The organism is Puniceibacterium antarcticum, from assembly GCF_002760615.1.
GTDB classification, from domain to species: Bacteria; Pseudomonadota; Alphaproteobacteria; order Rhodobacterales; family Rhodobacteraceae; genus Puniceibacterium; species Puniceibacterium antarcticum.
Window position 1 is genome coordinate 22,044 of sequence record NZ_AWWI01000047.1, and the last position, 24,025, is coordinate 46,068.

A 24,025-nucleotide genomic window follows, 5' to 3' on the forward strand; every position below is an offset into this window, starting at 1 on the left:
CTCCCCGGGCGTTGTTCGCTTGCAGCATATAATGACAGCGTTTGATCACGAATGAAAGCCCTGTGTGTTCGTTTTTTTTCGTTTATGATCGCGCGCTGTAACCTTATGAAAAATTGGTCAATCTTTCTGCTCTTCACGCGGAAATGCGGAAAACAGGCCACCTTCGGACCAAGAAGATGCGCGAGAATGTACGTTTTTATGCGATACTGTTTTAGAGACGAAACCAAACGCGCGTGTTTCAAAGACGGTTCCCAGCAGGGGTCAAACATGCCAGTGGAGAAAAAACATCGAACGGAGACCACACAAACCCATGTCGCAGACGTTCCGGCACCCTGAAATCCTGGAGATCGCCCGGCGCGAAGGGCGAGTCACCGTCGAGCGGCTGGCGGATTACTTCAGCGTGACCCAGCAGACAATCCGCCGCGACCTGACCGACCTTTCGGATTCAGGCCAGCTTGAGCGGGTCCATGGCGGCGCCGTCCTGCCGTCGGGGACATCGAACATAGAATACGAGGACCGGCGCGCCCTGAACGAGGATGCGAAGGTTGCCATCGCCCGCGCCTGCGCGGCGCAGATCCCGCCGGATTCCTCGGTCTTTCTGAACATCGGCACCAGTACAGAAGCGGTCGCGCGCGAACTGCTGCGCCACAAGAACCTGCTGGTCGTGACCAACAACATGAACGTCGCCAATATCCTTGTCGCAAACCCGGATTGTCAGATCGTGGTGGCCGGCGGGTCCCTGCGCCGGTCCGACGGGGGGTTGGTGGGGAACATGACCATGCAGATCATCCGGCAGTTCAAGGTCGATGTGGCCGTGGTTGGCTGTTCGGCGCTGGATGCGGATGGCGATCTGCTCGATTTCGATTTTCAGGAAGTCGTGGTCAGCCGGACGATCATCGAACAAGCCCGCAGCGCGTTTCTGGTAGCCGATGCGTCAAAGTTTCAGCGCACAGCGCCGGCCCGCATTGCGTCGATGTCGGAAGTCGACACCTTCTTTACCGACGCAGCACCGCCCCCCGCGCTGGTCGAAAAATGCGCCGACTGGGATACCGAAATCGTGCTGTGCCCCGTCTGACCCCTTGGAGGCCTGCCTGCCCCCTTGGAGGACTGCACCCTGCAGTATGTGGCTTCTCTTCACTTTCACAGTGTCGCGAAAAACGCATTCGACCGAAGGCAGAGGCAGCTTTTTCGTTTTCGATCAGACGCAACGCACCCTAGAAATAGCTGCGCACGAGGCTGCTGGCGATCAGGGACCATCCATCAGCGATGACAAAGAAGGCCAACTTGAACGGCAGCGACACGATGGCCGGCGGCACCATCATCATCCCCATGGACATCAGGACGGCGGCTACCACCAGATCAATGATCAGGAAGGGCAGAAAGATCAGAAATCCGACCTGAAAAGCGCGCGCAATCTCTGACAGCATGAAGCTGGGCACCAGAACGGACAGATTTGCCTGAGGGTCGAGGCGTGTGCCTCGTGCATCGGGGCGCAAATCCGCCATGGCCGCAAAGGTGTCGGGGTCGGTGCGCGCCGCCATGAAGACGCGAAACGGCTCCAGCCCCCGCTTCAGAGCCTCTTGCACGTCGATCTGTTCGTTCAGCAGCGGTTCGATCCCGTTGTCATAAGCGGTGAGGAACACCGGCTCCATCACGAAATAGGTCAGAAACAGCGCAAGGCTGACGATCAGCATGTTGGGCGGCGATTGCTGCAGCCCTATCGCCTGCCGCAGGATCGCAAGAACGGTCACCACAAACGGGAAACAGGTGACCATCATCGCGATGCCCGGCGCAAGGCTGAGCAAAGTGATCAGAGCGATCAGTTGCAAGCTGGTGGCCGTCACAGACCCCTCGCCCCCCATGTCGATCGAAACTTGCTGCGCCATAACAGGATGCGCCGACAGGATCAGCGCAACCGTCAAAACGCTCAGAAGACGGTGCCACATGCTCAGGCCGGCGCCTGGAAATCGGCCACTTCGGTCACCCGCACCGCAAGCATGCTCTGGCCTTCGCTTTCGATCACTTCGAGCGCGCCGATCGCGATCAACTGATCCCCCACGTAGAGTTCAACCGGATCGTCGATCCGTCGGTCCAGCGTCAGTACCGAGCCTTCCTCAAGCTTGAGAAGATCGCGCACCAGAGGCCGGGCGCGGCCGACTGACACCGTGATCTCGATCGGGACAGAGGTGAAGGGCATCGCCCCGTCGCTGCGCCCGGATGTTTCTCGGGTTGCGTTATCCATTTACCACCTTCTTTCGGTTTTCATGCACAAATCCCTGCAATGCGGCGCCGACATTTGTCAGAACCTCGGACAGATCGATCTGTTGTTCCGTTTCGCCAAATCGGATATCGGCCTGCCCTACCTCAATGGTGCTGTCCCCTGTCACCTGCAGCGGAAACCCGAAATCCTGATCGAGCATGCCGGAAACCGCCTCGACATTTTCCGGCGCCACGAGGATTTCGACATCCAGCGCGCCGATTGCGCGGCTCTGGGCCTGCAGCAATTCAAGGATATGCACGCCCAGCGCCTCGTGGGCGATCTTCGGCAGCACGCTCTGCACGATATCCTCAAGCAGCGGCGTCATGGCATTGAGCACCTGAGAATATGCCTCATTATAGGTGAAAGACAGATCCTGAAGGCTCTGGGCGAAGTCGCTGGAAATACGGGTGCGGTCCTCTGACTGCGCCTTGATCGCGTCATCCCAGCCTGCGCGATGTCCCTCTTCAAAGGCGGCCACCTTGAAGTGTTCGACCTCTTCGTCGCTCAGGCTGTTCTGCGATGCGGCCATGACGGGGGTGCCGTCAAAGTCTTCGAGGAAATCACGCAAACGCATCATTTGGCCTCTTCAGGTTCGTCGAGCCAGCTTCGCAGAATCTCGACGGTTTCATCGCGGCGTTCTTCGATCAAGTTCCGAAGCCGCTGGACTGGGTCCTCCGACACCGAACCGAAATCGCCCATGTCCATCCCCATCCCCATGTCGCTGAAGTCATTGTTGGTGGACAGGGCAGGCAAGTTGCCGAAGTCATCGTCGGGATCGATCTCTCCCGTCAAAAAGTCACTGGAATTGTCGTTTCCGATGGCAAGGGCCTCGTTGCGCCCAAGCGCCGGTGCCGCACCACTCCGACCGGACAGGATCGGACGGACAACAAACAACCCGAGAATCAGGGCAACAAGCGCCAGTATGCCGATCTGGATCAGCGACAAGGGATCAAGGTTCGCGGTCAGCCAGTCAGGTGCCATAGCCTCGCTTCCCAGGCCTTCGGGCCGTTCGAAGGCAAGGGAGCGGATCGTGATCTCATCGCCACGCGCTTCGTCAAAGCCAACGGCAGAGGCCACAAGATCGCGCAGCGCGGTCAGTTCCGCCTCAGGCAGTGGCACAAAGGCAAGCGCGCCCGTCGCATCGGGGGCAAAGCTGCCGTTGACCAGAACGGCCACCGTCAACCGTTTGATTGCCCCCGGGGCACGCGTGATTTCACGCGTGGTTTCAGAGACTTCATAGTTTACCCGTTCGCGGGTTTCACTGTTCTGACTGCTCGAATCGCTGCCATTCTGGCCAGCGCCTGTGGGCAGGTTCGATGCTACGGTGACATTGCCGCCACCGGAATCTTTTGTCTGGTTCGACCGCTCTTCGGTATCCGAGCTGATCACCACCCGGGTTTGCGGATCAAAACTGCGTTCAACAATCGATTCCGTCTGTGTATCGGTGTTGACGCTGACCTCGACAACCGCATTGCCGTTCCCGACACGCGCCTCGACCAGACGTTGCACACGGTCGCGCAGCTGATCGGCCTTGTCGTCAGCGGCGCGCCCCGGAGTGGTTTCATCATCCGCAGCGATAAGCCCGCCTTTTCCGTCAATCACGGTGACATTTTCAGCCACCAGACCCGCCACGGCCGAAGCGACCAGATGCTTCAAGGCCCGCGCCTGAAGAGGCGACAGGATATTGCCCGTGGTGGTCACCGAGATCGACGCCGAAGGGGTGACATCCCGCTGGAACGGATTCGCCGAGCTGTTGGCAATGTGGACACGCGCCTGGGTGATCTGAGGGTTGGACACGATGGTCCGCGCCAGCTCGCCTTCCTTTGCGCGCCAGTAGGCGGCGTCGAACATCTGCGATGTGGTGCCGAACCCCGACAGCTTGTCGAGCAGTTCGTAGCCTTGATTGTTGTTGGCCGGCAGGCCCTCGCTGGCCAGGGTCATGCGCAGGGCGTCCCGTTCATTGCTGGGCACAAAGATCGCCCCGCCGCGCACATCGTAGACCACGCCGCGCTGCTCAAGCGCACTCACAACCTCGCCTGCGGCGCTGGCTTCGAGGCCGGAATAGAGCAGGACCATGTTCGGCGTCGCAGCCATGCGCGACATTGCGAGTACGGCTGCGAACATGGCCAGGGTTGCCCCAATAACCATAATCCGACGCCCCGCACTGAGTGCGTTCCAGACTGTCAGGATCTGTTGCAATGCCTACCTCCGGTCAGATGAATTCTTCTTCTGTTCGAGAGGCATCATTGGCGCATCAGACTTAACAATCAGTTAGTCCCTGCCAGTCTATAACGGAGTCGACGACAGAAAGGGTTTAGAATGACTGACGCCGCCGTGCCTGAAGAAAAGAAAGAAAAGAAACCGTCCAAACTGCCCCTGATCATCGGCGTCGTGCTGGCGGTTCTGGGCGGAGGTGGCGGATTCTTCGCAGTCTCTTCTGGGCTGTTGTTCGGCGGCGGCGATCATGGCGAAACCACACATGCGGAGGAAGATCCCATCGTGCCGTCCGGTCCGCTGCCGGACATTTCTTTCGTGTCGCTGCCGCAGGTCGTCGTGTCACTGGCCCCCGGTTCGCAAAGCAAAAACCTTATCTTCCGGGCGGATCTCGAGGTTCCGAAAGACAAGGTCGCGGATGTCCAGCTGATCGTTCCGCGAATGGTGGATGTTCTCAACAGCTACCTGCGGGCGCTGGAGCCAAAAGACCTCGAACAACCTGCCTCCCTGGCCAGACTGCGCGCCCAGATGCTGCGCCGCATACAGCTTGTTGCCGGAGAAGACCGTGTGCGTGACCTGTTGGTCATGGAATTTGTACTGAACTGAAAGGGGACAAGAATGGAGCTTGTCGCAGATATCTTGCTGGTTTCCGGGGCGCTTGGGGCGGGGTTCTACTGCTTTGTCCTGGCGCGCCGGCTGACCCGTTTCAACGATCTGGAATCCGGGGTCGGCGGCGCCGTTGCGGTGCTCTCTGCCCAGGTGGACGATCTGACGCGGACACTGGCCGCCGCACAGAAAAGCGCGGGGGTCTCCTCGTCTTCGCTGACCGAACTGACCGAACGGGCAGAGGATGTGGCCAAACGGCTTGAGCTGATGGTGGCGTCGATGCACGATCTGCCGCCCCAGCACCCCATACCGGAGCCGACACCACCGTCACAGGAACCGGTTTTTTCGCGCCGCATGATGCAGTCAGGATCTTCAAGATGAGCGCGAAGGGACAGCCGAAAAAAGCCCGCAAGCCCAGACGGCGCATGCGCGGTTCGCTCGCGGTGATCGGCGGATTGCTGATCTCTTCGGCGCTGGTGCGAATCGGCAGCGATGCCAGCCAGGCCTTCGCACGGGAAACCGCCCCCCCGACGGAGCAGGCAGCCGGGGAGGCGGCTGCCTGCACTTCGGAGGCTGATATCGCGCCGATCCTTGCGGCTCTCAACGAACGCGAGGACGGCCTCAAGAAACGCGAATCTGATATCCGCAAGCGGATGCAGGCGCTTTCGGTGGCTGAAACCGAAATCGATCGCAAAATGTCCGCTCTGGTCGCAGCCGAGGAAAAGTTGCGCGGCACGATCGCACTTGCCGACACGGCGGCCGAGGACGATCTGACCAAACTCACCGACGTCTATGCAACGATGAAACCCAAGCAGGCCGCTGCCCTGTTCGAGGAGATGGATCCGGAATTCTCAGCCGGTTTTCTGGGCCGGATGCGGCCCGACGCCGCGGCGGCCATCATGGCCGGCCTCAGCCCCACGGCGGCCTACACGATCTCGGTCATTCTGGCCGGACGAAATGCCGAAGTGCCCAAGCAGTAGGCCCGAATGCCGCCTTCTGACGATCCGCTGGCCGGAGCGTGACGGGCGACGAGGGTAGGACGTGCGCACCGCGGGCGCTTATGACAAGGCGCCTGCACATCGGCTATGTCCGCGCGTCAGGTTGACTTTGCCGGGCAAGGCGATAGGCAGAGCCAAGGCCGGATGCCCGGCATTTGGAGGCGGAGGCCCTGACAAAGAGCCACTGGATATCAGATCTGAAGTGGTTGCGCGCCTGCCAGCAGACACGCAGCCAGCGCACGCGCGCGGCCTTGCTTGACGCAGCGGAAACGCTTTTTTCCGAACACGGCGTGGACGCGGCCTCGGTCGCCGAGATTGCATCGCTTGCGGGGTGTTCGGTCGGATCAGTCTACCATCACTTTCGCGACAAGACGGCCCTGCTGCATGCGATCATGGATCGGCTGGCGTCAGAGAGCCAGAGCGCGATTGCGATGGCCATCTCTGCGGATCGCTGGAAGGGCGCCCCGATCTGCGCCATCCTTCAGGGCTATCTGGAATTCTCGCTGGAGGTTGCGCACACCCGGCCCGGGCTGCGGGTCATGGACATGCCTGAGGTCCGGCAGGCGGGATTCATCGCGGACCGCATCATAGCGGTCAAGCAAGAGATGCAGGATGGATTTTACCGGCTCCTTCACGACCGGCGCGACGAAATCGGGCATTCCAACCCGGATCTGGCCATTCGGCTGGTGCTGGACCTGCTTGTCGGCATGCTTAAGAACCGCGCAAATGCCTTTCCTTACCCCCTGCAGTTGGCCGACACGCCCGACGATATCTTTGTAACAGAGGTGGTCCGGGCCGCCTCTGCCTATCTGCAGCTCAAAAAAAATGTGCAGCGCCCTTCCCCCGGGCCGGACGGTATCTAGGTTTTCTGCTATTATGCCTTTTGACGGCTATAAACCACTTGCAGAAACTGAACCCGAGTTCGGATTCAGTATTTACAGAGACTGGAAGATCCCGCACTACGCCTCACTGCCCAGGGCAGCGGCGTTGCGTCGGCTGAACACGGACAACCAGAACAAGGGATAGGGTGATGACGACATTCACGATCAACGGCAAGGACGTCACCGTCGATGTCGAAGCGGACACACCACTTTTGTGGGTGGTGCGGGACGAACTGCGCCTGACGGGCAGCAAGTTCGGCTGCGGCGTCGCGCAGTGTGGCGCCTGCACGATGATGGTCGACGGCATGCCGCGCCGGACCTGTGTCACACCGGTCGGCACCGTCGACGGATCCAGCATCGAGACGATCGAGGGCCTTGAAGGCCCCGAGGTCGCGGCGATCACCGCCGCCTGGGAAGGCTTGGATGTACCGCAATGCGGCTGGTGCCAGTCGGGCCAGATCGTCAGCGCAACCGCGCTGTTGCGTGAAATTCCCAAACCGACCGATGATGATATCGACGCGGCGATGGCCGGCAATGTCTGCCGCTGCGCCACTTATGTGCGGATCCGTCAGGCCATCCATGACGCCGCCGATTCGATGGAGGGCTGAGCCATGACTTTACAGAACCGCAGACAATTTCTGGCCACCGGCGCCGGCCTCGTGATCGGCTTTGCCCTGCCGATGAAGGGGCGGGCGCAATCGGGTGCCGCCGCTGTCATGACCAAGGACGGTGTCGGCGCAGCCACCTTTGCGCCCAATGCCTTTGTGCGGATCGCGCCGGACAACACCGTGACGGTGATGATCAAGCATATCGAATTCGGTCAGGGACCCTTTACCGGCCTTGCCACCCTTGTCGCCGAAGAGCTGGATGCCAGCTGGGACCAGATGCGCGCCGAATCCGCGCCGGCCAATGATGACCTTTACAAGAACCTGTTCTTTGGTCTGCAGGGCACGGGCGGGTCCACGGCGATGGCCAATTCCTACACCCAGATGCGTCAGGCCGGTGCTGCCGCCCGCGCGATGCTGGTCGCGGCAGCGGCCGAGACCTGGGGAGTGCCGGCCGCCGAGATCACCGTCGCTGATGGTGTAATTTTACACGGCGACAGCGGACAGTCGGCCTCCTTTGGCGAAATGGCCGAAGCTGCTGCACAACAGCAGGTTCCGGTTGAACCTGCCCTGAAGAACCCCAGCGAGTTCAAGCTGATCGGGACGGATCGACCCAAACTCGACACCGCTGCAAAGTCCAACGGCACGGCCATTTTCACCATGGATGTGTACCGCGACGGCATGCAGACCGTGGTGGTCAAGCATCCTGATGTGATCGGGGCCACTGTCATCTCCTTTGATGATACGGAGGCGCTGAAGGTCAAAGGGGTCGAGGCCGTCCGCCAGATCCCGCAGGGCATCGCGGTCTATGCAACCTCCACCGGGGCCGCGCTCAAGGGGCGTAGCCTGCTGACGGTGGAATGGGACATGTCCAAGGCCGAAACGCGGTCCAGCGATCAGATCTATGCCGAATTTTCCAAGGCGGCCACGCGCGACGGCGGTATCGTCGTTGAGGAGACGGGCGATTCCGGCACCGCGATCAAGGGCGCCGAGACACTGCACGAGGCAGAGTTCCACTTTCCCTATCTGGCCCATGCGCCGATGGAGCCGCTGGACGCGGTGCTGGAGCTGAAGGACGGCAAGGTCGAGATGTGGATGGGGGCGCAATTCCCCGGTATCGACAGAGGGGCCGTCGCCAAGACGCTGGATGTCAGCGGCGAGGATGTCACGCTGAACGTCATGCTGGCCGGCGGCAGCTTTGGCCGACGCGCACAGACCATTCCGCAGATCGGGCTTGAGATTGCAGCCATCGCCAAGGCGGCGGGCGGCGACGGGGCTTGGAAACTTGTCTGGACCCGGGAGGATGACCTGACCGGCGGATTCTATCGCCCGCTGACCGTGCACAAGCTGCGCGCCGGTCTGGACGGTGATGGCAACATCGTCGGCTGGGAAAATACCGTCGCCAACCAGTCCATCATGCTCGACACCTTTATGGATCAGGGAAATTCCGGCGGCAAGGATCCGACCTCTTACGAGGGGTCGACCAATATGCCGTATGATCTGCCCGCGAAACGGGTGAACTGGGTGCGCATGCAAAACCCGATGTCCGTGCTCTGGTGGCGCTCGGTCGGGCACACCCATACTGCCTATGCGACAGAGGTTTTCCTGGATGAACTGCTGGAAAAGGCCAGGAAGGACCCCGTTCAGGGCCGGCTGGATCTGCTGAGTTCAGAGGCCGGGCGGCACCGCGCCGTTCTGGAACGGGTGGCTGAAATGGCCGGCTGGGATGGCGAAAAGGTCAAGGGTGACCGCGCCTATGGTGTGGCGGTGGTCGAAAGCTTCAACACCTATGTGGCGCAGATTGCCGAGGTGTCCAATGTCGATGGTCTGCCCCGGGTGCACAAGGTATGGGTTGCGGTAGATTGCGGCGTTGCGGTCAATCCAAACGTGATCCGCGCGCAGGTCGAAGGGGCCATAGGCTATGGCCTGGGCACGGCGCTGTTCAATGAACTCACCTTGCTGGACGGGGGCGAGGTGGCGCAAAAGAACTTTGACACCTATCGCATGCTGCGCATCCACGAGATGCCCGAGGTCGAGGTTGCGATCCTCAAGAGCCTGGCCGACCCCACCGGCATCGGAGAGCCGGGAACCCCCCCGATTGCCCCCGCGGTCGCCAATGCTTGGCGCGCGCTGACCGGACAGGCCGTGCGCCGTCTTCCCTTTACTGCTGCAGGTGCCTGAATGAAACGCCTTATCCTTGCCCTAGGCCTGACCCTGACCGGTCCGGCGCTGGCCGACACCGTGAACGGCCTGAAGACCGTTGATGAATTTTCAGCAATCGAAAGCGAGTCCGAAAGATCCGTCGCAGTCTTTCAGGAGATGATGAAAGTCATCGAAAGCCCGCGCTGCCTGAACTGCCACCCCCGAGGGGATTCGCCGCTTCAGGGGGATGACATGCATGTGCACATGCCCCCCGTCCAGCGTGGCGCCGCAGACTTTGGCGCGCCGGGGATGTATTGCACCACCTGCCACGGTTCCCAGAACGTCGCCTTTGCCACCGGGGCTGGGTCGATCCCCGGGCATACGCCCTGGCAGCTGGCTCCGATCGAGATGGCCTGGGTCGGCAAGACCGCGCCGGAAATCTGTGACCAGCTCAAGGATCCCGCGCGCAACGGCGATCGATCCTTGGCGGAAATTCACGAACATATGGCCGAAGATGGTCTGGTCGGCTGGGGCTGGGAGCCCGGAAAGGGGCGCACCCCCGCCCCGGGCAATCAACAGGTGCTGGGCGAGCTGGTTCAGGCCTGGATCGACACCGGCGCCATGTGCCCGGAAAGCTAAACCTTTAGAAAGGTTGAAAGACAGGCCCGGAACGCAGGTTCCGGGCCTGTCTTTTTGTGGGATGGATTGCCGGGCCGGTGCCGCCACCGGCAGCCTCTGCCAACGCATTGTGCAGCCGCGCCATCAAAACCGGACACAAGGTGCGAAATCGTTTGACACGCCACACGGATGAACCAATCCTTCAATGGTTCACCCCGATCAGATGCGGGGACTGGAACCGTGACCGCAACAAGGATGCCCAAAAACGTGCCGCTTTATCTGCGCAAAGCCGAAAATGCCTCAGAGGTGCTGGCACAGGTCCGTCATCTGATCGAGGCAGGCGGACTCCCAGCGGATGGCAAGCTGCCGACGGAACGGGATTTGTCGGTACAGCTGAACGTCGGGCGCCGCGGGCTGCGCCGGGCGCTGGACGCGCTTGAGGCCGAAGGACTGATCTGGCGGCGGCAGGGCAAGGGCACGTTCATCGGTCAGCCGCCGGATCCAACGGGCAAGCTTGCCGCCTCGATCAGTGCAGAGGTGGATCCGCTGAGTGTGATGGAGGCGCGTCTTTGCATCGAACCGGAACTGGCCGCCCTCTGCGCGCTGCGGGCCAAATCCGAGGATGTCGCGCGGCTGCGCGTGCTGGTGGAGCGGATCGATCAGACCTCGGATGCCGAATCCGCCGAGCTTTGGGATGGATCTCTGCACCGGCTGATCGCGCGGATTGCGGGCAATCCGATCCTGCTGACGGCCTTTTCCCTGCTGGACGAGGTGCGTTCGTCGCAGAACTGGCAGGATGAGCGGGACCGCGCACGCTCGCCTGCACAGCGCCAGCTTTATACCCGGCAGCATCAGTCCATTGTCACGGCCATTGCAGATCAGGATGCAGACGCCGCGCGCGCGCACATGCGCGACCATCTGAGCCATCTGTCCCGCAGCCTGCAGGTTCTGCGCGAAAAGGATGCGTCATGAAATCCGACACCCCCCTTCTGGACGTGCGCGACCTGTCGATCCGGGTCGCCGGAGTCAAGCCCCTGCTGGTTGACGGCATTTCCTTTGCCCTCGACCCCGGCCAGACCCTGTGCATTGTCGGAGAAAGCGGGTGCGGCAAAAGCCTGACCTCGCTTGCCCTGATGGGGTTGCTGCAGACGCCGCCGCTGTCCATTACAGGCGGTACGGCGCGCTTTGCCGGGCGGGACCTGTTGACCATGACCCGTCAAGAGCTGGGCCATGTGCGTGGCGACCGCATGGCAATGATCTTTCAGGAACCGATGTCCTCGCTCAACCCCGCGCTGAAGATCGGAGAGCAGATCGCCGAAGCGGTGCGCCGTCACAAGGGCGTCGGGCGTGACGCCGCCCGTGCCCGCGCGCTGCAAATGCTGGAACGGGTGCGCATCCCGGCTGCGGCCAGACGGCTGGACGCCTACCCGCACGAGCTTTCGGGGGGAATGCGTCAGCGGGTGATGATCGCCATGGCGCTGGCCAATGATCCCGAACTGCTGATCGCAGATGAACCGACAACGGCGCTGGATGTGACGATTCAGGCTCAGATCCTCGACCTCATGCGCGAATTGCAGGCCGAAACCGGGGCCGCGATGATCCTGATCACTCATGATCTGGGGGTGGTGGCAGAAATGGCCGATCAGGTCGCGGTGATGTATGCCGGCAGGATCGTGGAAAAGGGCCCGGTGGCACAGATCTTTGATGACCCGCAGCACCCCTATACCATCGGCCTTATGTCTTCGATGCCGTCACTTGGGGCGCGGGCGGACCGGCTGGTGACCATCCCCGGCGTGGTGCCGCAGGCGGCGGATATGCCTGCAGGCTGTCGTTTTGCCAGCCGATGCCCGTTCCGCAGCGGGATCTGCGACACCGTTCCGCCGCTGAGCAGCGTCGGCAACGGGCATGACGTCGCCTGCTTTCACGCGCCCCTGGAACAGGCCCCCAGACCAAAGGCGGTGAGCGCATGAGCCAGGATGTGATCCTGAAGGCCGAGGGGCTGCGGCGCGAATTCGTGACACAAAAGCCGCTGTTCGGCAAACCAACCGTGGTGCGCGCCGTCGATGGCGTGACCCTGTCAATCCTGCAGGGCGAAACCTTTGCCATCGTCGGCGAAAGCGGCTGTGGCAAATCCACCCTTGCACGTCTGCTGGTCCGGCTGATCGAGCCGACCGCAGGGTCGGTCTGGTACGAAGGGGACGACATTGCGAGGCTGGACCCGAGAGCCCTGCGCGATCTGCGCAAGGATCTGCAATTCATCTTTCAGGACCCGCTTTCCTCGCTCAACCCACAGATGACCGTGGGCGCGCTGATCGAAGAACCGCTGATCACCCATGGCATCGGCGACAAGGTGCAGCGCCGCGCAAGGGTGGCGGATCTGCTGAGCCGCGTCGGCTTGATCCCCACCCATGCGGACCGCTACCCGCATGAATTTTCCGGCGGCCAGCGACAGCGCATCGGCATCGCGCGGGCGCTTGCGACCGGGCCAAGGCTGATCATCGGTGATGAACCGGTCAGCGCGCTGGATGTGTCCATTCAGGCGCAGGTGGTCAATATCCTCGAAGACCTGAAAGAGGCTTTCGGCCTGACCCTTGTGGTGATCGCCCATGATCTGGCCGTGATCCGCCACATGGCCGACCGCGTCGCGGTGATGTATCTGGGCGAGATTGTCGAACTTGCCCGGGCAGAGGATCTGTTCACCGCCCCACAGCATCCCTACACAGCGACGCTGCTGGCCGCGATCCCCATCGCGCGGGTTGGCTCGCGCAGGGAGAGTGCGCGGGTCGGCCCGCGCCAGGAACGCGCGCAGTTGGATGGGGATTTGCCCAACCCCACAGCACCGCCGCCCGGATGCCGGTTTCACACCCGTTGCCCGCATGCGCAGGCCAGATGCAGCACAGAACGTCCCGCGCTGCGCGATCTGGGTGGTCGGCAGGTGGCCTGCCATTTCGCCGAGACGCTGGAGCTGACCGGATTGGACGGAGCCGACGCGGCCCGCAGCCCCGCGACCACCGCCCGCTTTGCGCTCTATCGTGCGGCGCGGGCGCAAGAGGACGGGACAGCCGTCGCAGACAAGACAGACAGCACAACAGAGGAGACACGGACATGACCATCAAGAAGACACTTGGCCTTGCCCTGGCGCTGGGGATCAGCGCGACGGCGCTGCACGCCGCAGACCTGCGCATCGGCCTGCAGGAAGACCCGGATATTCTGGACCCAGATCAGTCGCGCACCTTTGTGGGGCGGATCGTCTATGCTTCGCTCTGCGACAAGCTGGTCGATATCACCCCCGATCTTGAGATCATCCCGCAGCTGGCCAGCGGCTGGAGTTGGTCGGACGACGGGCTGGAACTGACCATGACCCTGCGCGACGACGTCACCTTTCACGACGGCACGCCTTTCAATGCCGAAGCGGTCGTCGCCAATATCGACCGCAGCAAGAACATGGACGAAAGCCGCCGCAAATCTGAACTGACCTCAATCACCGGAACCGAGGCGGTTGACGACATGACCGTCAAATTCACCCTCGACGCCCCCGATGCAACGCTGCTGGCGCAGCTGGCCGACCGGGCCGGCATGATGGTGTCCCCCACCGCCGCCAGCGAGGCCGGCGTTGATTTTGGGCTGAACCCCGTCTGTTCCGGCCCATTCCAGTTTGTCGAGCGGGTGCAGCAGGACCGCATCGTTCTGTCCAAATTCGCTGATTACTGGAACGCCGATGCGTTCAACTTTGACAGCGTCATCTTCCTGCCGATCCCCGACACCACCGTGCGTCTGGCGAACCTGCGCTCGGGGGATCTCGACATGCTGGAACGGCTGGCGGCGACTGATGTGGCCTCGGTTAAGGAAGATGGATCGCTCCTGATGGAACAGGCGGTGTCGCTGGGCTATCAGGGCATCACCGTGAACGTCGCCAATGGTGACCGCGCCGCCACCCCGATCGGTGAAAATGCTGCCGTGCGCCGCGCGCTGTCACTGGCCATTGATCGCAACGTGATCAATCAGGTCGTGTTCGAAGGCGCGTTTGCCGCCGGCAACCAGCCCTTCCCGCCGACCTCGCCCTGGTACAACAAGGACTTCCCGGTGCCCGCGCGGGATGTCGACGCCGCCAAGGAACTGCTGGCAGAGGCCGGTTATCCCGATGGTGTATCGGTCGAAATTCAGGTGCCCAATAACCCGGTGCAGATGCAGCTGATGCAGGTCGTTCAGGCCATGGCATCCGAGGCCGGGATCACCGTCACCCTGCAGGCCAAGGAATTTGCCACCATGCTGTCAGATCAGACGGCCGGCGCCTTTACCGCAAGTCAGGTCGGCTGGTCGGGCCGGGTCGATCCAGATGGCAACATCCACCAGTTCATGACGACCGATGCGGGGCTGAACGACTCGCATTACTCCAACCCAGAAGTCGATGAGCTGCTGAACGCCGCGCGTGTGTCCAATGACACGGCCACCCGCAAGGAAAACTACAACGCGGCCCTTGCGATCCTGCAGGAGGATATGCCGATCGTCTATCTCTACCATCAGGCGTGGATCTGGGCGCTGGATGACAAGATCGACGGCTTTGTCCCCTACCCCGACGGGATGATCCGGCTCGAAGGTGTGTCCTTCAGCGAGTAACTCGCGACACCATGGCCCGGCGGCAGGATCGCCGGGCCTGACCCTTATTTCGGAGCCTGCCCAATGCTGGCCTTTCTCGGACGCCGCATCCTCATCGCCATTCCGACCATCCTGCTGATCTCTGTCTTTGTCTTCGGGATGCAGAAGATGCTGCCGGGCGATCCGGTCCTTGCCATGGCGGGGGAAGAGCGTGATCCGCAGGTTATCGAATTCCTGCGCGAGAAATACCGGCTGAACGATCCCATCCCGGTGCAGTATTTCACCTGGGTCGGCAATGCCCTGCAGGGCGATCTGGGCATTTCCCTGCGCACCCAGCAACCGGTGACCGAGCTGATCGCGGAAAAGCTGCCCGTGACGGTGCAGCTGGCGGTGATGGCGCTGATCATCGCGCTGGTGATCGGCATTCCGGCGGGCGTGCTGTCGGCCTACAAGAAAGGCACATGGGTGGACTGGCTTGCCAATCTGATCGCCCTGTCGGGCCTGTCGATCCCGAACTTCTGGCTGGGGATCATGCTGATCCTGCTGGTCTCGGTCAATCTGGGCTGGCTGCCAGCCTCGGGCTATCGCCCGCTGACGGATGATCCACTGCAATCCATCCTGACCATGCTGATGCCGGCCTTTGTGCTGGGCACCGGGCTGGCCGCGACGCTGATGCGGCACACACGTTCGGCCATGCTGGGCGTGCTGCGGTCGGATTATGTGCGCACCGCGCGGGCCAAGGGGCTGTCGGAACAGGTGGTTCTGGTGAAACACGCCCTGCGCAACGCGCTGGTGCCCATTGTCACCGTCACCACCCTGCTGTTCGGAGAGCTGCTGGCCGGCGCCGTGCTGACCGAGCAGATCTTTACCATCCCCGGCTTTGGCAAGCTGATCGTCGATGCCGTGTTCAACCGCGACTATGCCGTGGTGCAGGGGATCGTGCTGTGCACCGGAATCGCCTTCATCGCGATGAACATCCTAGCCGATGCCGCCTACCGTGTCCTGAACCCAAGGATGAACGAAAAATGACCGCGCTGTCCGATCCCTCTGCGACTCTGGCCCCCCGCGCGCCCAGCCGTTTCTGGCGCAAGATGCGTGCCAGCAAATCTGCCATCCTTGGCGCAATCCTTGTGGCATTCTTTGTTCTGGTCGCGCTTGCAGCCCCCATCCTGCCATTGCCCGGCCCGACGGAAACCGACTGGGGCGCGGTGCGCAAGGCGCCTTCGGCCGCGCATCTGTTCGGGACAGATGAAATCGGGCGTGATGTGCTGTCACGCATGGTCTGGGGCGCGCAGGCGTCGCTGATGGCCGGCGTTGTATCCGTGCTGATCGCCGTCGCGCTTGGGGTGCCTTTGGGCATGGTTTCAGGCTATCTGCGCGGCTGGAGTGATGCAGTGATCTCGCGCTTTACCGAGGCGTTGCTGGCTGCGCCCTTCCTGATCCTTGCCATCGCGCTTGCCGCCTTTCTGGGCCCAAGCCTGTCGAATGCGATGATCGCCATCGGCCTGTCGGCGATGCCGCTGTTCATCCGCCTTGCCCGCGCCCAGACGATGAGCGTGATGACAGAAGATTACGTCGAAAGCGCCCGCGCCATCGGTCTGGGGCATGTTGCGCTGATCCGCAAATATATCCTGCCCAACATCTTTCCGCCGATCCTTGTGCAGGCGACGCTGACCATCGCCACCGCCATCATCGCCGAGGCATCGCTGTCCTTCCTTGGCCTTGGGCAGCAGCCTCCGGCGCCCTCCTGGGGGTCGATGCTGAACGTGGCGAAGAATTTCCTGGAACAGGCTCCCTGGATGGCCATGTGGCCGGGCATCGCGATCTTCCTTGTGGTGCTTGGGTTCAACTTGCTGGGCGACGGGCTGCGCGACGCGCTTGACCCAAAGGATCTGTGACGCTGTCATGACCTTTACCACCCGGCCCGAGATCACCGGCACCTTTGGTGTTGCCACCTCCACCCACTGAATCGCCTCGGCTGTGGGCATGTCGATGCTGGAACGTGGTGGCAACGCCTTTGATGCCGCCTGCACCATGGGATTTGTGCTGCAGGTGGTCGAACCGCATCTGAACGGCCCCTTGGGCGATCTGGTGGCGCTGATACACCCAACGGGGGAACCCGCACCAACCGTCCTGTGCGGGCAGGGTACCGCCCCGGCCGGCGCCACGATTGACCATTACCGCAGCACAGGTCTGACATTGATCCCCGGATCGGGTCTGCTGGCCACGGTCATTCCCGGCGCCTTTGATGCTTGGCTGCTAATGCTGCGCGATCACGGCACGCTGCCGCTGCGCGTGGTGCTGGAACCGGCGATCCACTACGCACGCCACGGCCATCCAATGCTGGCCCGCACTGCCCGGACGATCGCCGATCTGGCCGAATTTTTTCATAGCGAATGGCCCAGTTCTTATGCGACATGGCTGCCCGGGGGGCAGGCGCCCGAACCGGATGCCCTTTTACGCAATCCCGCTCTGGCCGACACCTGGGAAAAACTGCTGACCGAGGCAGAATGTGAAACCGGTCGCGTGGCCCAGATAAACGCCGCCCGGCGCGCCGTCTCTCAGGGCTTCATCGCCGGGAGTATCGACCGATATCTGCGTGACGCCTGCGTGATGGATGCGACGGGCCAGCGCCGCAAGGGCGTGCTGAGCGGCGAGGATATGGCCGGCTGGCAGGCGCGGTATGAACCCGCCCTGTCCACCGGGCATGATGGCTGGACGGTGTGGAAGGCCGGGCCTTGGACGCAGGGGCCCATGCTGTTGCAATCTCTTGATATTCTGTCCGGCACCGGGATCGCCGCGATGGACTCGACCAGCGCCGATTTTGTGCACACCGTAACAGAAACCCTCAAGCTCGGCTTTGCCGACCGAGAGGCCTATTATGGCGATCCGGATTTCAGCCAGATCCCGCTGCAGGTGCTGCTGTCAGACCCTTACGCCAGGACCCGCAGCGCGCTGATTGAACCGACTGCCTCTCTGGACCAGCGCCCCGGCGCAATTGCCGGATACGAGGCCTGGGCCACTGCTGCCGTGACACGTGCAAAGGGCAGCTCAAAGGCGATGGCGCGCCCAGAACACCCCAGTGAAAAGCGCGGGGATACGGTGCATCTGGACGTGATCGACCAGTGGGGCAACATGGTGTCGGCCACGCCGTCGGGGGGGTGGCTCATGTCCTCGCCCATCGTACCCGGTCTGGGAATGGCGCTGAATTCGCGTGCCCAGATGTTCTGGCTGTCGCCCGGCCTTCCCGGGTCGCTGATGCCTGGCGCACGGCCCCGCACGACCCTGACGCCGTCGATGGCGCGCGATCCTGACGGCACGCAGCTTGCCTTTGGCACGCCGGGGGGCGATCAGCAGGATCAATGGCAGCTGATCTTCCTCCTGCGTCTGATTCATGGCGGGATGACCCTGCAACAGGCGATGGATGCGCCGATGTTCCACACCGCCCATGCCACGGCCTCCTTCTATCCGCGTCCAGCTGAGCCCGGACATCTGATCGTCGAACCCAGCTTTTCAGAGGCTGTGATCACAGATCTGCAGGCGCGGGGTCACAGGCTGGAACGGGCCGAACCCTGGAGCCTGGGTCGGCTGACCGCTGCCAGTCGCAGCGCCACGGGCTTGCTGCGGGCGGCAGCAACCCCACGTCAGATGCAGGCCTATGCCATCGGCCGCTGAAACTCAGGAGACGTCGAAATGACCTATTCCATCGTCGCGAAGGACCCCGAAACCGGTCAGTATGGGGTGATCGTCGCCAGCCGTTTCTTTGCCACGGGCGCGCTTGTCCCGCATCTGCGTGGCGGAAAATGCGCTGTCGCCACACAGGCCTTTGTCAGCCCGATCTGGGGCATGGAGGCCGCCAACAGGCTGGCGCTGGGGGAAACGGCACGGGATGTGGTGCGCGATCTGGTGGCCCGCGACGCGGGTGAGGCGATCCGCCAGATCCACATGATCGACATGGACGGACGCAGCGCCGTGCATACCGGCGAAAGCTGTACCGACTGGTGCGGCCATCAATGCGCCCCGGGCGTCTCTGTGGCAGGCAACATGCTGACCGGCGAAGCGGTCGTTGCAGACACGCTGGCCGCCTATCTTGCACATATGCATCTACCCTTTGGCCCCCGGCTGATCACCGCGATGGAGGCCGGAGCGCGGGCCGGAGGGGACAAGCGCGGTACGCAATCAGCGGCGCTGGTGATCCACCGGACCGAGGATTATCCATGGCTGGACCTGCGCGCAGATGACCATCCCGACCCGCTGGCTGAACTGTGGCGGCTCTACGACGTCGCCCACGAACGGTTCATCCATGTGGCCGAGGCCCTGCCAACGCACGCCAATTTCTCCGGTACCACGGATCGAACCGCGATCGACACCGCGATCCGGCGGGCAGATGCCGAACGCGCGACCTCCGGTCAGCCCAGCAGATCCTTTGCGCGCGACGCTAAGGCATAGAAACCGCTGAAATCTGCGCAGCCCGATCTCTGTACGCGCCCCTGCGCTCACATCCCCGCGGGCGCTGCTATGCCCCTCCCTGTCGGCCCTTTCGGCAACGCGAGCTCCCAGCATCACGGCAGAAAGTCCCCCAAGGGATAGGCCGGAAAGTCCTCCTCAAGCCGCCTCTCTGTCTGCTCGATGCGCCTTTTACGTTGCCCGAAACGGGCCTCAGCAGCCAGATCGCTTGTCACCTGATGCCGGGCAAAGGCGGTCTGCGCATCCTCCAGACTGTCCGCCTTGCGCACCTGCAGCACGGCCAGTTCCTGGTTCAGATGCATGCGCCTCTGTGCGAGCCAGCCCTGCCAAAGACTGTCCGCGCCAAGCATGCGGCGGGCATGAGCGCCCTCCTCCTGACGCAGGGTCTGGTACCGCAGGTTCTCGATTTCCTCGAGTTCGCGTCGCAGGGTCGTTTCCTGCGCAAGGATGCCGCGATGTTTGGCAATGGCGCGATCTTCGAGCAGGGCAGTAATTTCGCGCATCTCGTCAAACTCCGTGCTCATCTGCGCCCCCTCTCTCTGGCCAGCTCACGCATGGCATCAGAGAAACGGATGGCCGCAGCGACCGGGCGATAATGCTCGTGTTCGATCGACCGCCCAATTTCCACTGTGGCATAAAGGGCACGCGCTGTGGGCGGATCGCTGTGGACAGGCACGCCAGCCACCTGTGCCGCCTCGCGGATCCGTGCAGCGACATGATCCACACCCTTGGCCACGCAGACCGGCACCTCGCCCGGGGCACGGCTCCATTTCAGCGCGACGGCATAATGGGTCGGGTTGACGATGATCACATCCGCCGTCGGCACATCCTTCATCATCTGGTTCATGGCGATTTCCTGCGCCCGGGCACGGCGCTGTTGCTTCATCGCCGGATCCCCTTCGGATTCCTTGTATTCGTCGCGCAATTCCTTGTGAGACATGCGGTTCTTGCGAAGGTGTTCCTGTTGCTGCCAGAAAAAGTCGAGTCCCCCGATGCTTGCCGCCACCACCACCACAATCATCATCATCTTGATCGCAAGCGCCACAAGGATCATCACCACATTTTCAGGCGCGCCTTGCAGGCTGCCGGTGATCGATTCCATCTCTGCCGACAAGAACAGGGCCAGAACGGCAGAATAGACGGTGAGCTTGATAAAGCTCTTGGTGAATTCGAACAGGCCCTGACGCCCGAACTTGTTTTTCGCATTCTCGACAGGTGACAGCCGGGACCATTTGAAGGCGAGCTTTTCCGGTGCAATGGCAATGCCCTTTTGCGCAACCAGCACGCCCAGGACCAGAATCCCCGGACCAACCAGCCAGATCGACATCGGCACGAGGCTGCGGCCGATCAGCCCGCCGACTGTTGGGGTGCTGCCGTCCTCGAAATAACTTGCGATCAGCTGATGCGGATGATCCACGAGGGGAAGCAGCACCTCAGCAAACGCAAAGAGTGAATCGTGGCCCTGCGCGATCGAGATCAGCAGAATTCCGAGATATGCGGTCGCCGTCAGCAGATCAGGAGAGCGGGCAATCTCGCCCTTTTTGCGGGCATCATCCAGCTTGCGCTGTGATGCCTCGTGTGACTTGTCGCTGTCATCGTCATCCCCGGCCATCAGAGCATTCCGAAGGGGTTAAGCAGATAGGCATCCATCGCATGGTTCCAGACGCGCAGCAGAATGGGCGCGATGGTGAACAGCAGCGCAATGGCCCCCAACGTGATCACCGGCGCCCCGACAAAGGCAACCATCAGCTGCGGCATCGCCTTGTTGATGACCCCAAGGGTCAGATTATACAGCACCGACATGATGACAAAAGGCCCGGCCAGCGTGAAGGCCAGCCGGAACGCCTGATTGACATGTAAACGCCCCCAATCCGCCAGAACGGCGGCATCGGGAAAGCTGCCCATGGGCAGGGCATCATAGGACAAGATGAACAAGGCCGCCGCCTTGACATGCAGGCCGGTCATCATGAGCAGCGCCAGCGCCGCAACCGTCAGCACCTGACCGATGGCCGGCATGGGATCCATCGCAGAGTTGCCCGTGAGCTGCGACAGCGAGGTGGACTGTGCCGCAATGGCGCCTGCGGTTTGCAGCGCCAGCACGATCAGCCGCATTCCGATACCCAGCGCAAGGCCTGCGATGGTTTCGGTCATGAGGATCAGGATCAGTGCGCCCAGGCTTGGTGCCGGCGCGCTGACCGAGGCATAGACCGCCGGGGCCACAACAACAGCCATGGCCAAAGAAAGGACCAGACGGACCCGCATGGGGACAGATCTTTCGCCAAAGGCCGGCATCACCGCCATGGCGGCACCGACGCGCACAAAGACCACAAACACCAGCCAGAACGCCTGATGCGAGGTCTGGATCAGCGCCATCATGCAGCGACGACTCCCACAAGCGACGGGCGCGCTTCGATCCCGATCTCCTCGAAAGACAGTACCGGGTTACTGATGCCCTTGGCCGCCATGATCGTGCGCAGGAAACGCCGCCGCCGTCCGGATGTGACAAGCGCGGGGAACACACCCCGGGTCCCCGCTTCGCTGACGTGCTTCGCGATGCCTTTGGTCAGCGTCTCGAACGAGTCGGGAGGCAGGGCAATGTCGATCCCGCCACGCTCGCCTTCGATCTGATAATGGGTGAAAAGCTCTTCCCACTCGGGCGCCAGCTGGATCAGTGGAATGGTCCCGTCGTTGCGCCGCATTCCGGCAACCAGCTGAAAACCAAGCCGCTGGCGCACGTGTTCACAAATGGCCTCGGGCCGTGCCTGCTGACCACGGGTCTCTGCAATCGCTTCCAGGATCAGCGGCAGATTCCGGATCGACACCTGTTCGTCCAGAAGCAGACGCAGCACCGAATGCAGCACGTCGATCTGGACCTTGTCCGGGATCAGCTCGTCGATCAGCCTCCGGTTCGCCTCTGCGCGCGCGGGGTTGGAAAGCGAAACCATCTCGTCAAGAATGCGGCGCAGGGCACGCAGGCTCAGCAAACGCCCGAAATTGCGCTTGATCACCTCAAGAAGATGCGTGGCCAAAACCTCTGTCGGGGTGACGATGGTGACACCGGTCAGCGCCGCGCGTTCCTGATCCTCCTGTTTGATCCAGCGGGCGGGGGCGCCATAGACCGGCTCGTTCACATCGCGCCCCTCGGGCAGGCGCGTCCGGTCATCGGGCACCAGGGCCAGCACCAGATCCGGATGCAGTGACCCGCGCGCCAGTTCGACCCCCTGAATGCGCACGACATAGGTGCCCGTCGGCAGGGCAGCATCATCGGTCAGTCGGATTTCCGGCATGATGACACCAAAGGTCGAGGCGATATGTGTGCGCATGTTGGAAATGCGCACATCAAGGCCCGTGCCCGGATCCAGCACCATGTTCACCAGGTCCGGCGCAAATTCGAGATGGATGTCGTCCAGATCAAGCACATCGCCAATCGGCTTTGGCTGCGCTGGCCCACGGACATCCTCCTCCATCGGAACCTCCAGTTCCCGCGTGGCCTTGCGCTTCATATGAACAGCAGCCCAGCCCAGAACCCCAGCCCCCGCAATGAAGGGAATAAACGGAAGCCCCGGGACCAGGGCGAACAGCGCCATAAGCACCGCAACGGTGGCCAAGGCGGCCGGATAACGGCCCAGCTGCGCCACCAACGCAAGATCTGTCGCACCGGTGGTGCCGCCCCGGGCCAGCAGAAGCGCCGAAGCAATCGAAATGATCACGGCCGGAATCTGTGTCACCAGCCCGTCACCGACGGTCAGAATGGCATAGGTTTCAAAGGCGCTGCCGACCGCCATACCGTGCACGAACACCCCCATGATGATTCCCATCACGAGGTTCAGCAGGGTGATCAGAAGGCCGGCCACCGCATCACCCTTGACGAATTTCGAGGCGCCGTCGAGCGAGCCGAAAAAGGTCGTCTCCTGCAGTTCCCGTTCGCGACGGGCCTTGGCCTCGGCATGATCGATGGCCCCGGCGCTCATGTCGCTGTCAATGGCCAGCTGCTTGCCCGGCATTCCGTCCAAGGCAAAGCGCGCGCCGACTTCGGCCATTCGGGCGGCACCTTTGGTGATAACCGTAAAGTTGACGATCATCAGGACGCCAAAGACGACGAGACCCATGAACACGCTGCCATTCATCACGAAATTGGCGAATCCCTGGATGACATTGCCAGCCGCATGGGTGCCTTCATGTCCCTGCCCGATGATCAGCTTGGTCGAACTGACGTTCAATGACAGACGCAACATCAGGGACGCCAGCAGGATGGTCGGAAAGGCCGAGAAATCCAGCGGGCGCTCGATGAACAGCGTGACCGTAAAGATCAGGATCGCAAGCGCAAAAGACGCGGCCAGCCCCACGTCCAGTATCCAGGACGGAACGGGCAGAATCATCATGACGATGACCGCCATCAAGGCTACCGCAAGCAGCACAGTTGGACGAAACAGTGTCTCTTTCAGGTCAAACTTCATGTGCAGGCTCTTGTCCTGTCAAAGAGCGCAGAGGCTGCACATGGTTGCGCGACAACAAAACTCGCGGACGTTTGCGACAGCTCCGGAAAAAAACGATTTTGTGGCAAAGGCGTCAGCGGATCAGTGACCTGAGACATTCTGTTCTTCCCTTGCGTTCTGCATCTGGGACAGTTTTAGGCGA

24 protein-coding genes are annotated in these 24,025 nt (G+C 62.1%); 16 read left to right on the forward strand and 8 right to left on the reverse strand.

Annotated elements, in window-relative coordinates:
- Positions 1-310: 310 nt before the first annotated feature.
- Positions 311-1,075, forward strand: a complete 765-nt coding sequence (locus P775_RS05580) for a DeoR/GlpR family DNA-binding transcription regulator (RefSeq protein WP_099910055.1) — start codon at positions 311-313, stop codon at positions 1,073-1,075.
- Positions 1,076-1,214: 139 nt separating this feature from the next.
- On the opposite strand, the gene fliP is transcribed toward P775_RS05580, so the two are convergent.
- Genes fliP through fliF form a run of 4 tightly spaced genes read right to left on the reverse strand, consistent with a single transcriptional unit; the run spans position 1,215 to position 4,459 of the window.
- Positions 1,215-1,946 (reverse strand): flagellar type III secretion system pore protein FliP, encoded by a 732-nt coding sequence (fliP, locus tag P775_RS05585; protein WP_099910056.1) that lies wholly within the window; start codon positions 1,944-1,946, stop codon positions 1,215-1,217.
- A 2-nt stretch (positions 1,947-1,948) separates the two neighbouring features.
- Positions 1,949-2,242, reverse strand: a complete 294-nt coding sequence (locus P775_RS05590) for a FliM/FliN family flagellar motor switch protein (RefSeq protein WP_099910057.1) — start codon at positions 2,240-2,242, stop codon at positions 1,949-1,951.
- Positions 2,235-2,837 carry a FliH/SctL family protein gene (locus tag P775_RS05595; protein ID WP_099910058.1) on the reverse strand — a complete coding sequence of 201 codons (603 nt, stop codon included), beginning with the start codon at positions 2,835-2,837 and terminating at the stop codon, positions 2,235-2,237. The genes P775_RS05590 and P775_RS05595 overlap by 8 nt, the downstream gene beginning before the upstream one ends.
- The gene (fliF, locus tag P775_RS05600) at positions 2,834-4,459 is read right to left on the reverse strand and encodes a flagellar basal-body MS-ring/collar protein FliF (RefSeq protein ID WP_099910059.1); all 1,626 of its coding nucleotides are present in this window, start codon (positions 4,457-4,459) and stop codon (positions 2,834-2,836) included. The genes P775_RS05595 and fliF overlap by 4 nt, the downstream gene beginning before the upstream one ends.
- 120 nt (positions 4,460-4,579) lie before the next feature.
- Here fliF and P775_RS05605 point away from each other — a divergent pair, with 120 nt between their 5' ends.
- The 15 genes from P775_RS05605 (at position 4,580) to P775_RS05675 (ending at position 19,369) form a co-directional block, all read left to right on the forward strand.
- On the forward strand, positions 4,580-5,080 hold the full coding sequence (locus P775_RS05605; RefSeq protein ID WP_099910060.1) for a flagellar basal body-associated FliL family protein: 501 nt from the start codon (positions 4,580-4,582) through the stop codon (positions 5,078-5,080).
- A gap of 12 nt (positions 5,081-5,092) precedes the next feature.
- Positions 5,093-5,461, forward strand: a complete 369-nt coding sequence (locus P775_RS05610) for a hypothetical protein (RefSeq protein ID WP_099910061.1) — start codon at positions 5,093-5,095, stop codon at positions 5,459-5,461.
- A complete protein-coding gene (locus P775_RS05615) occupies positions 5,458-6,060 on the forward strand; it encodes a MotE family protein (RefSeq protein ID WP_099910062.1) in 603 nt (200 codons plus the stop codon). Before P775_RS05610 ends, P775_RS05615 begins: the two co-directional genes overlap by 4 nt.
- Before the next feature lie 173 nt (positions 6,061-6,233).
- Positions 6,234-6,941, forward strand: a complete 708-nt coding sequence (locus P775_RS05620) for a TetR/AcrR family transcriptional regulator (protein WP_099910063.1) — start codon at positions 6,234-6,236, stop codon at positions 6,939-6,941.
- 167 nt (positions 6,942-7,108) lie between these two features.
- A complete protein-coding gene (locus tag P775_RS05625; RefSeq protein ID WP_099910064.1) occupies positions 7,109-7,567 on the forward strand; it encodes a (2Fe-2S)-binding protein in 459 nt (152 codons plus the stop codon).
- A gap of 3 nt (positions 7,568-7,570) precedes the next feature.
- On the forward strand, positions 7,571-9,745 hold the full coding sequence (locus tag P775_RS05630) for a xanthine dehydrogenase family protein molybdopterin-binding subunit (RefSeq protein WP_099910065.1): 2,175 nt from the start codon (positions 7,571-7,573) through the stop codon (positions 9,743-9,745).
- Positions 9,746-10,345: an Isoquinoline 1-oxidoreductase subunit gene (locus tag P775_RS05635; RefSeq protein ID WP_099910066.1), complete on the forward strand. Its 600-nt coding sequence runs from the start codon at positions 9,746-9,748 to the stop codon at positions 10,343-10,345.
- Between the two features lie 219 nt (positions 10,346-10,564).
- The gene (locus tag P775_RS05640; RefSeq protein WP_180287342.1) at positions 10,565-11,296 is read left to right on the forward strand and encodes a FadR/GntR family transcriptional regulator; all 732 of its coding nucleotides are present in this window, start codon (positions 10,565-10,567) and stop codon (positions 11,294-11,296) included.
- Positions 11,293-12,294: an ABC transporter ATP-binding protein gene (locus P775_RS05645; protein ID WP_099910068.1), complete on the forward strand. Its 1,002-nt coding sequence runs from the start codon at positions 11,293-11,295 to the stop codon at positions 12,292-12,294. The genes P775_RS05640 and P775_RS05645 overlap by 4 nt, the downstream gene beginning before the upstream one ends.
- Positions 12,291-13,433, forward strand: a complete 1,143-nt coding sequence (locus P775_RS05650; RefSeq protein ID WP_099910069.1) for an ABC transporter ATP-binding protein — start codon at positions 12,291-12,293, stop codon at positions 13,431-13,433. Before P775_RS05645 ends, P775_RS05650 begins: the two co-directional genes overlap by 4 nt.
- Positions 13,430-14,941 carry an ABC transporter substrate-binding protein gene (locus P775_RS05655; protein WP_099910070.1) on the forward strand — a complete coding sequence of 504 codons (1,512 nt, stop codon included), beginning with the start codon at positions 13,430-13,432 and terminating at the stop codon, positions 14,939-14,941. Before P775_RS05650 ends, P775_RS05655 begins: the two co-directional genes overlap by 4 nt.
- 63 nt (positions 14,942-15,004) lie before the next feature.
- Complete coding sequence (locus tag P775_RS05660) at positions 15,005-15,949, forward strand: ABC transporter permease (RefSeq protein WP_099910071.1); 945 nt, start codon at positions 15,005-15,007, stop codon at positions 15,947-15,949.
- A complete protein-coding gene (locus P775_RS05665) occupies positions 15,946-16,818 on the forward strand; it encodes an ABC transporter permease (protein WP_099910072.1) in 873 nt (290 codons plus the stop codon). Before P775_RS05660 ends, P775_RS05665 begins: the two co-directional genes overlap by 4 nt.
- An 88-nt stretch (positions 16,819-16,906) precedes the next feature.
- Complete coding sequence (locus tag P775_RS05670) at positions 16,907-18,595, forward strand: gamma-glutamyltransferase family protein (protein ID WP_342749638.1); 1,689 nt, start codon at positions 16,907-16,909, stop codon at positions 18,593-18,595.
- Positions 18,596-18,613: 18 nt separating this feature from the next.
- A complete protein-coding gene (locus tag P775_RS05675) occupies positions 18,614-19,369 on the forward strand; it encodes a DUF1028 domain-containing protein (protein ID WP_099910073.1) in 756 nt (251 codons plus the stop codon).
- A gap of 113 nt (positions 19,370-19,482) precedes the next feature.
- Here the strand turns inward: P775_RS05675 and P775_RS05680 are convergent, their stop codons facing one another.
- The 4 genes from P775_RS05680 to flhA are packed head-to-tail and all read right to left on the reverse strand — an operon-like array spanning position 19,483 to position 23,844.
- Complete coding sequence (locus tag P775_RS05680; RefSeq protein WP_099910074.1) at positions 19,483-19,911, reverse strand: hypothetical protein; 429 nt, start codon at positions 19,909-19,911, stop codon at positions 19,483-19,485.
- The gene (locus P775_RS05685; RefSeq protein WP_099910075.1) at positions 19,908-20,999 is read right to left on the reverse strand and encodes an EscU/YscU/HrcU family type III secretion system export apparatus switch protein; all 1,092 of its coding nucleotides are present in this window, start codon (positions 20,997-20,999) and stop codon (positions 19,908-19,910) included. The genes P775_RS05680 and P775_RS05685 overlap by 4 nt, the downstream gene beginning before the upstream one ends.
- Positions 20,999-21,763: a flagellar biosynthetic protein FliR gene (locus tag P775_RS05690; protein WP_099910076.1), complete on the reverse strand. Its 765-nt coding sequence runs from the start codon at positions 21,761-21,763 to the stop codon at positions 20,999-21,001. The genes P775_RS05685 and P775_RS05690 overlap by 1 nt, the downstream gene beginning before the upstream one ends.
- A complete protein-coding gene (gene flhA, locus P775_RS05695) occupies positions 21,760-23,844 on the reverse strand; it encodes a flagellar biosynthesis protein FlhA (protein WP_099910077.1) in 2,085 nt (694 codons plus the stop codon). Before flhA ends, P775_RS05690 begins: the two co-directional genes overlap by 4 nt.
- Between the last annotated feature and the right edge of the window lie 181 nt (positions 23,845-24,025).

Coding starts and splice junctions, on each gene's coding strand:
- P775_RS05690 (WP_099910076.1), bottom strand. CDS start 21,763: ATGATGGCGCTGATCCAGACCTCGCATCAGGCGTTCTGGCTGGTGTTT.
- P775_RS05630 (WP_099910065.1), top strand. CDS start 7,571: ATGACTTTACAGAACCGCAGACAATTTCTGGCCACCGGCGCCGGCCTC.
- P775_RS05645 (WP_099910068.1), top strand. CDS start 11,293: ATGAAATCCGACACCCCCCTTCTGGACGTGCGCGACCTGTCGATCCGG.
- P775_RS05685 (WP_099910075.1), bottom strand. CDS start 20,999: ATGGCCGGGGATGACGATGACAGCGACAAGTCACACGAGGCATCACAG.
- P775_RS05610 (WP_099910061.1), top strand. CDS start 5,093: ATGGAGCTTGTCGCAGATATCTTGCTGGTTTCCGGGGCGCTTGGGGCG.
- P775_RS05625 (WP_099910064.1), top strand. CDS start 7,109: ATGACGACATTCACGATCAACGGCAAGGACGTCACCGTCGATGTCGAA.
- P775_RS05615 (WP_099910062.1), top strand. CDS start 5,458: ATGAGCGCGAAGGGACAGCCGAAAAAAGCCCGCAAGCCCAGACGGCGC.
- P775_RS05650 (WP_099910069.1), top strand. CDS start 12,291: ATGAGCCAGGATGTGATCCTGAAGGCCGAGGGGCTGCGGCGCGAATTC.
- P775_RS05660 (WP_099910071.1), top strand. CDS start 15,005: ATGCTGGCCTTTCTCGGACGCCGCATCCTCATCGCCATTCCGACCATC.
- flhA (WP_099910077.1), bottom strand. CDS start 23,844: ATGAAGTTTGACCTGAAAGAGACACTGTTTCGTCCAACTGTGCTGCTT.
- P775_RS05655 (WP_099910070.1), top strand. CDS start 13,430: ATGACCATCAAGAAGACACTTGGCCTTGCCCTGGCGCTGGGGATCAGC.
- fliP (WP_099910056.1), bottom strand. CDS start 1,946: ATGTGGCACCGTCTTCTGAGCGTTTTGACGGTTGCGCTGATCCTGTCG.
- P775_RS05680 (WP_099910074.1), bottom strand. CDS start 19,911: ATGAGCACGGAGTTTGACGAGATGCGCGAAATTACTGCCCTGCTCGAA.
- P775_RS05580 (WP_099910055.1), top strand. CDS start 311: ATGTCGCAGACGTTCCGGCACCCTGAAATCCTGGAGATCGCCCGGCGC.
- P775_RS05665 (WP_099910072.1), top strand. CDS start 15,946: ATGACCGCGCTGTCCGATCCCTCTGCGACTCTGGCCCCCCGCGCGCCC.
- P775_RS05670 (WP_342749638.1), top strand. CDS start 16,907: ATGTCGATGCTGGAACGTGGTGGCAACGCCTTTGATGCCGCCTGCACC.
- P775_RS05675 (WP_099910073.1), top strand. CDS start 18,614: ATGACCTATTCCATCGTCGCGAAGGACCCCGAAACCGGTCAGTATGGG.
- P775_RS05590 (WP_099910057.1), bottom strand. CDS start 2,242: ATGGATAACGCAACCCGAGAAACATCCGGGCGCAGCGACGGGGCGATG.
- P775_RS05635 (WP_099910066.1), top strand. CDS start 9,746: ATGAAACGCCTTATCCTTGCCCTAGGCCTGACCCTGACCGGTCCGGCG.
- P775_RS05595 (WP_099910058.1), bottom strand. CDS start 2,837: ATGATGCGTTTGCGTGATTTCCTCGAAGACTTTGACGGCACCCCCGTC.
- P775_RS05605 (WP_099910060.1), top strand. CDS start 4,580: ATGACTGACGCCGCCGTGCCTGAAGAAAAGAAAGAAAAGAAACCGTCC.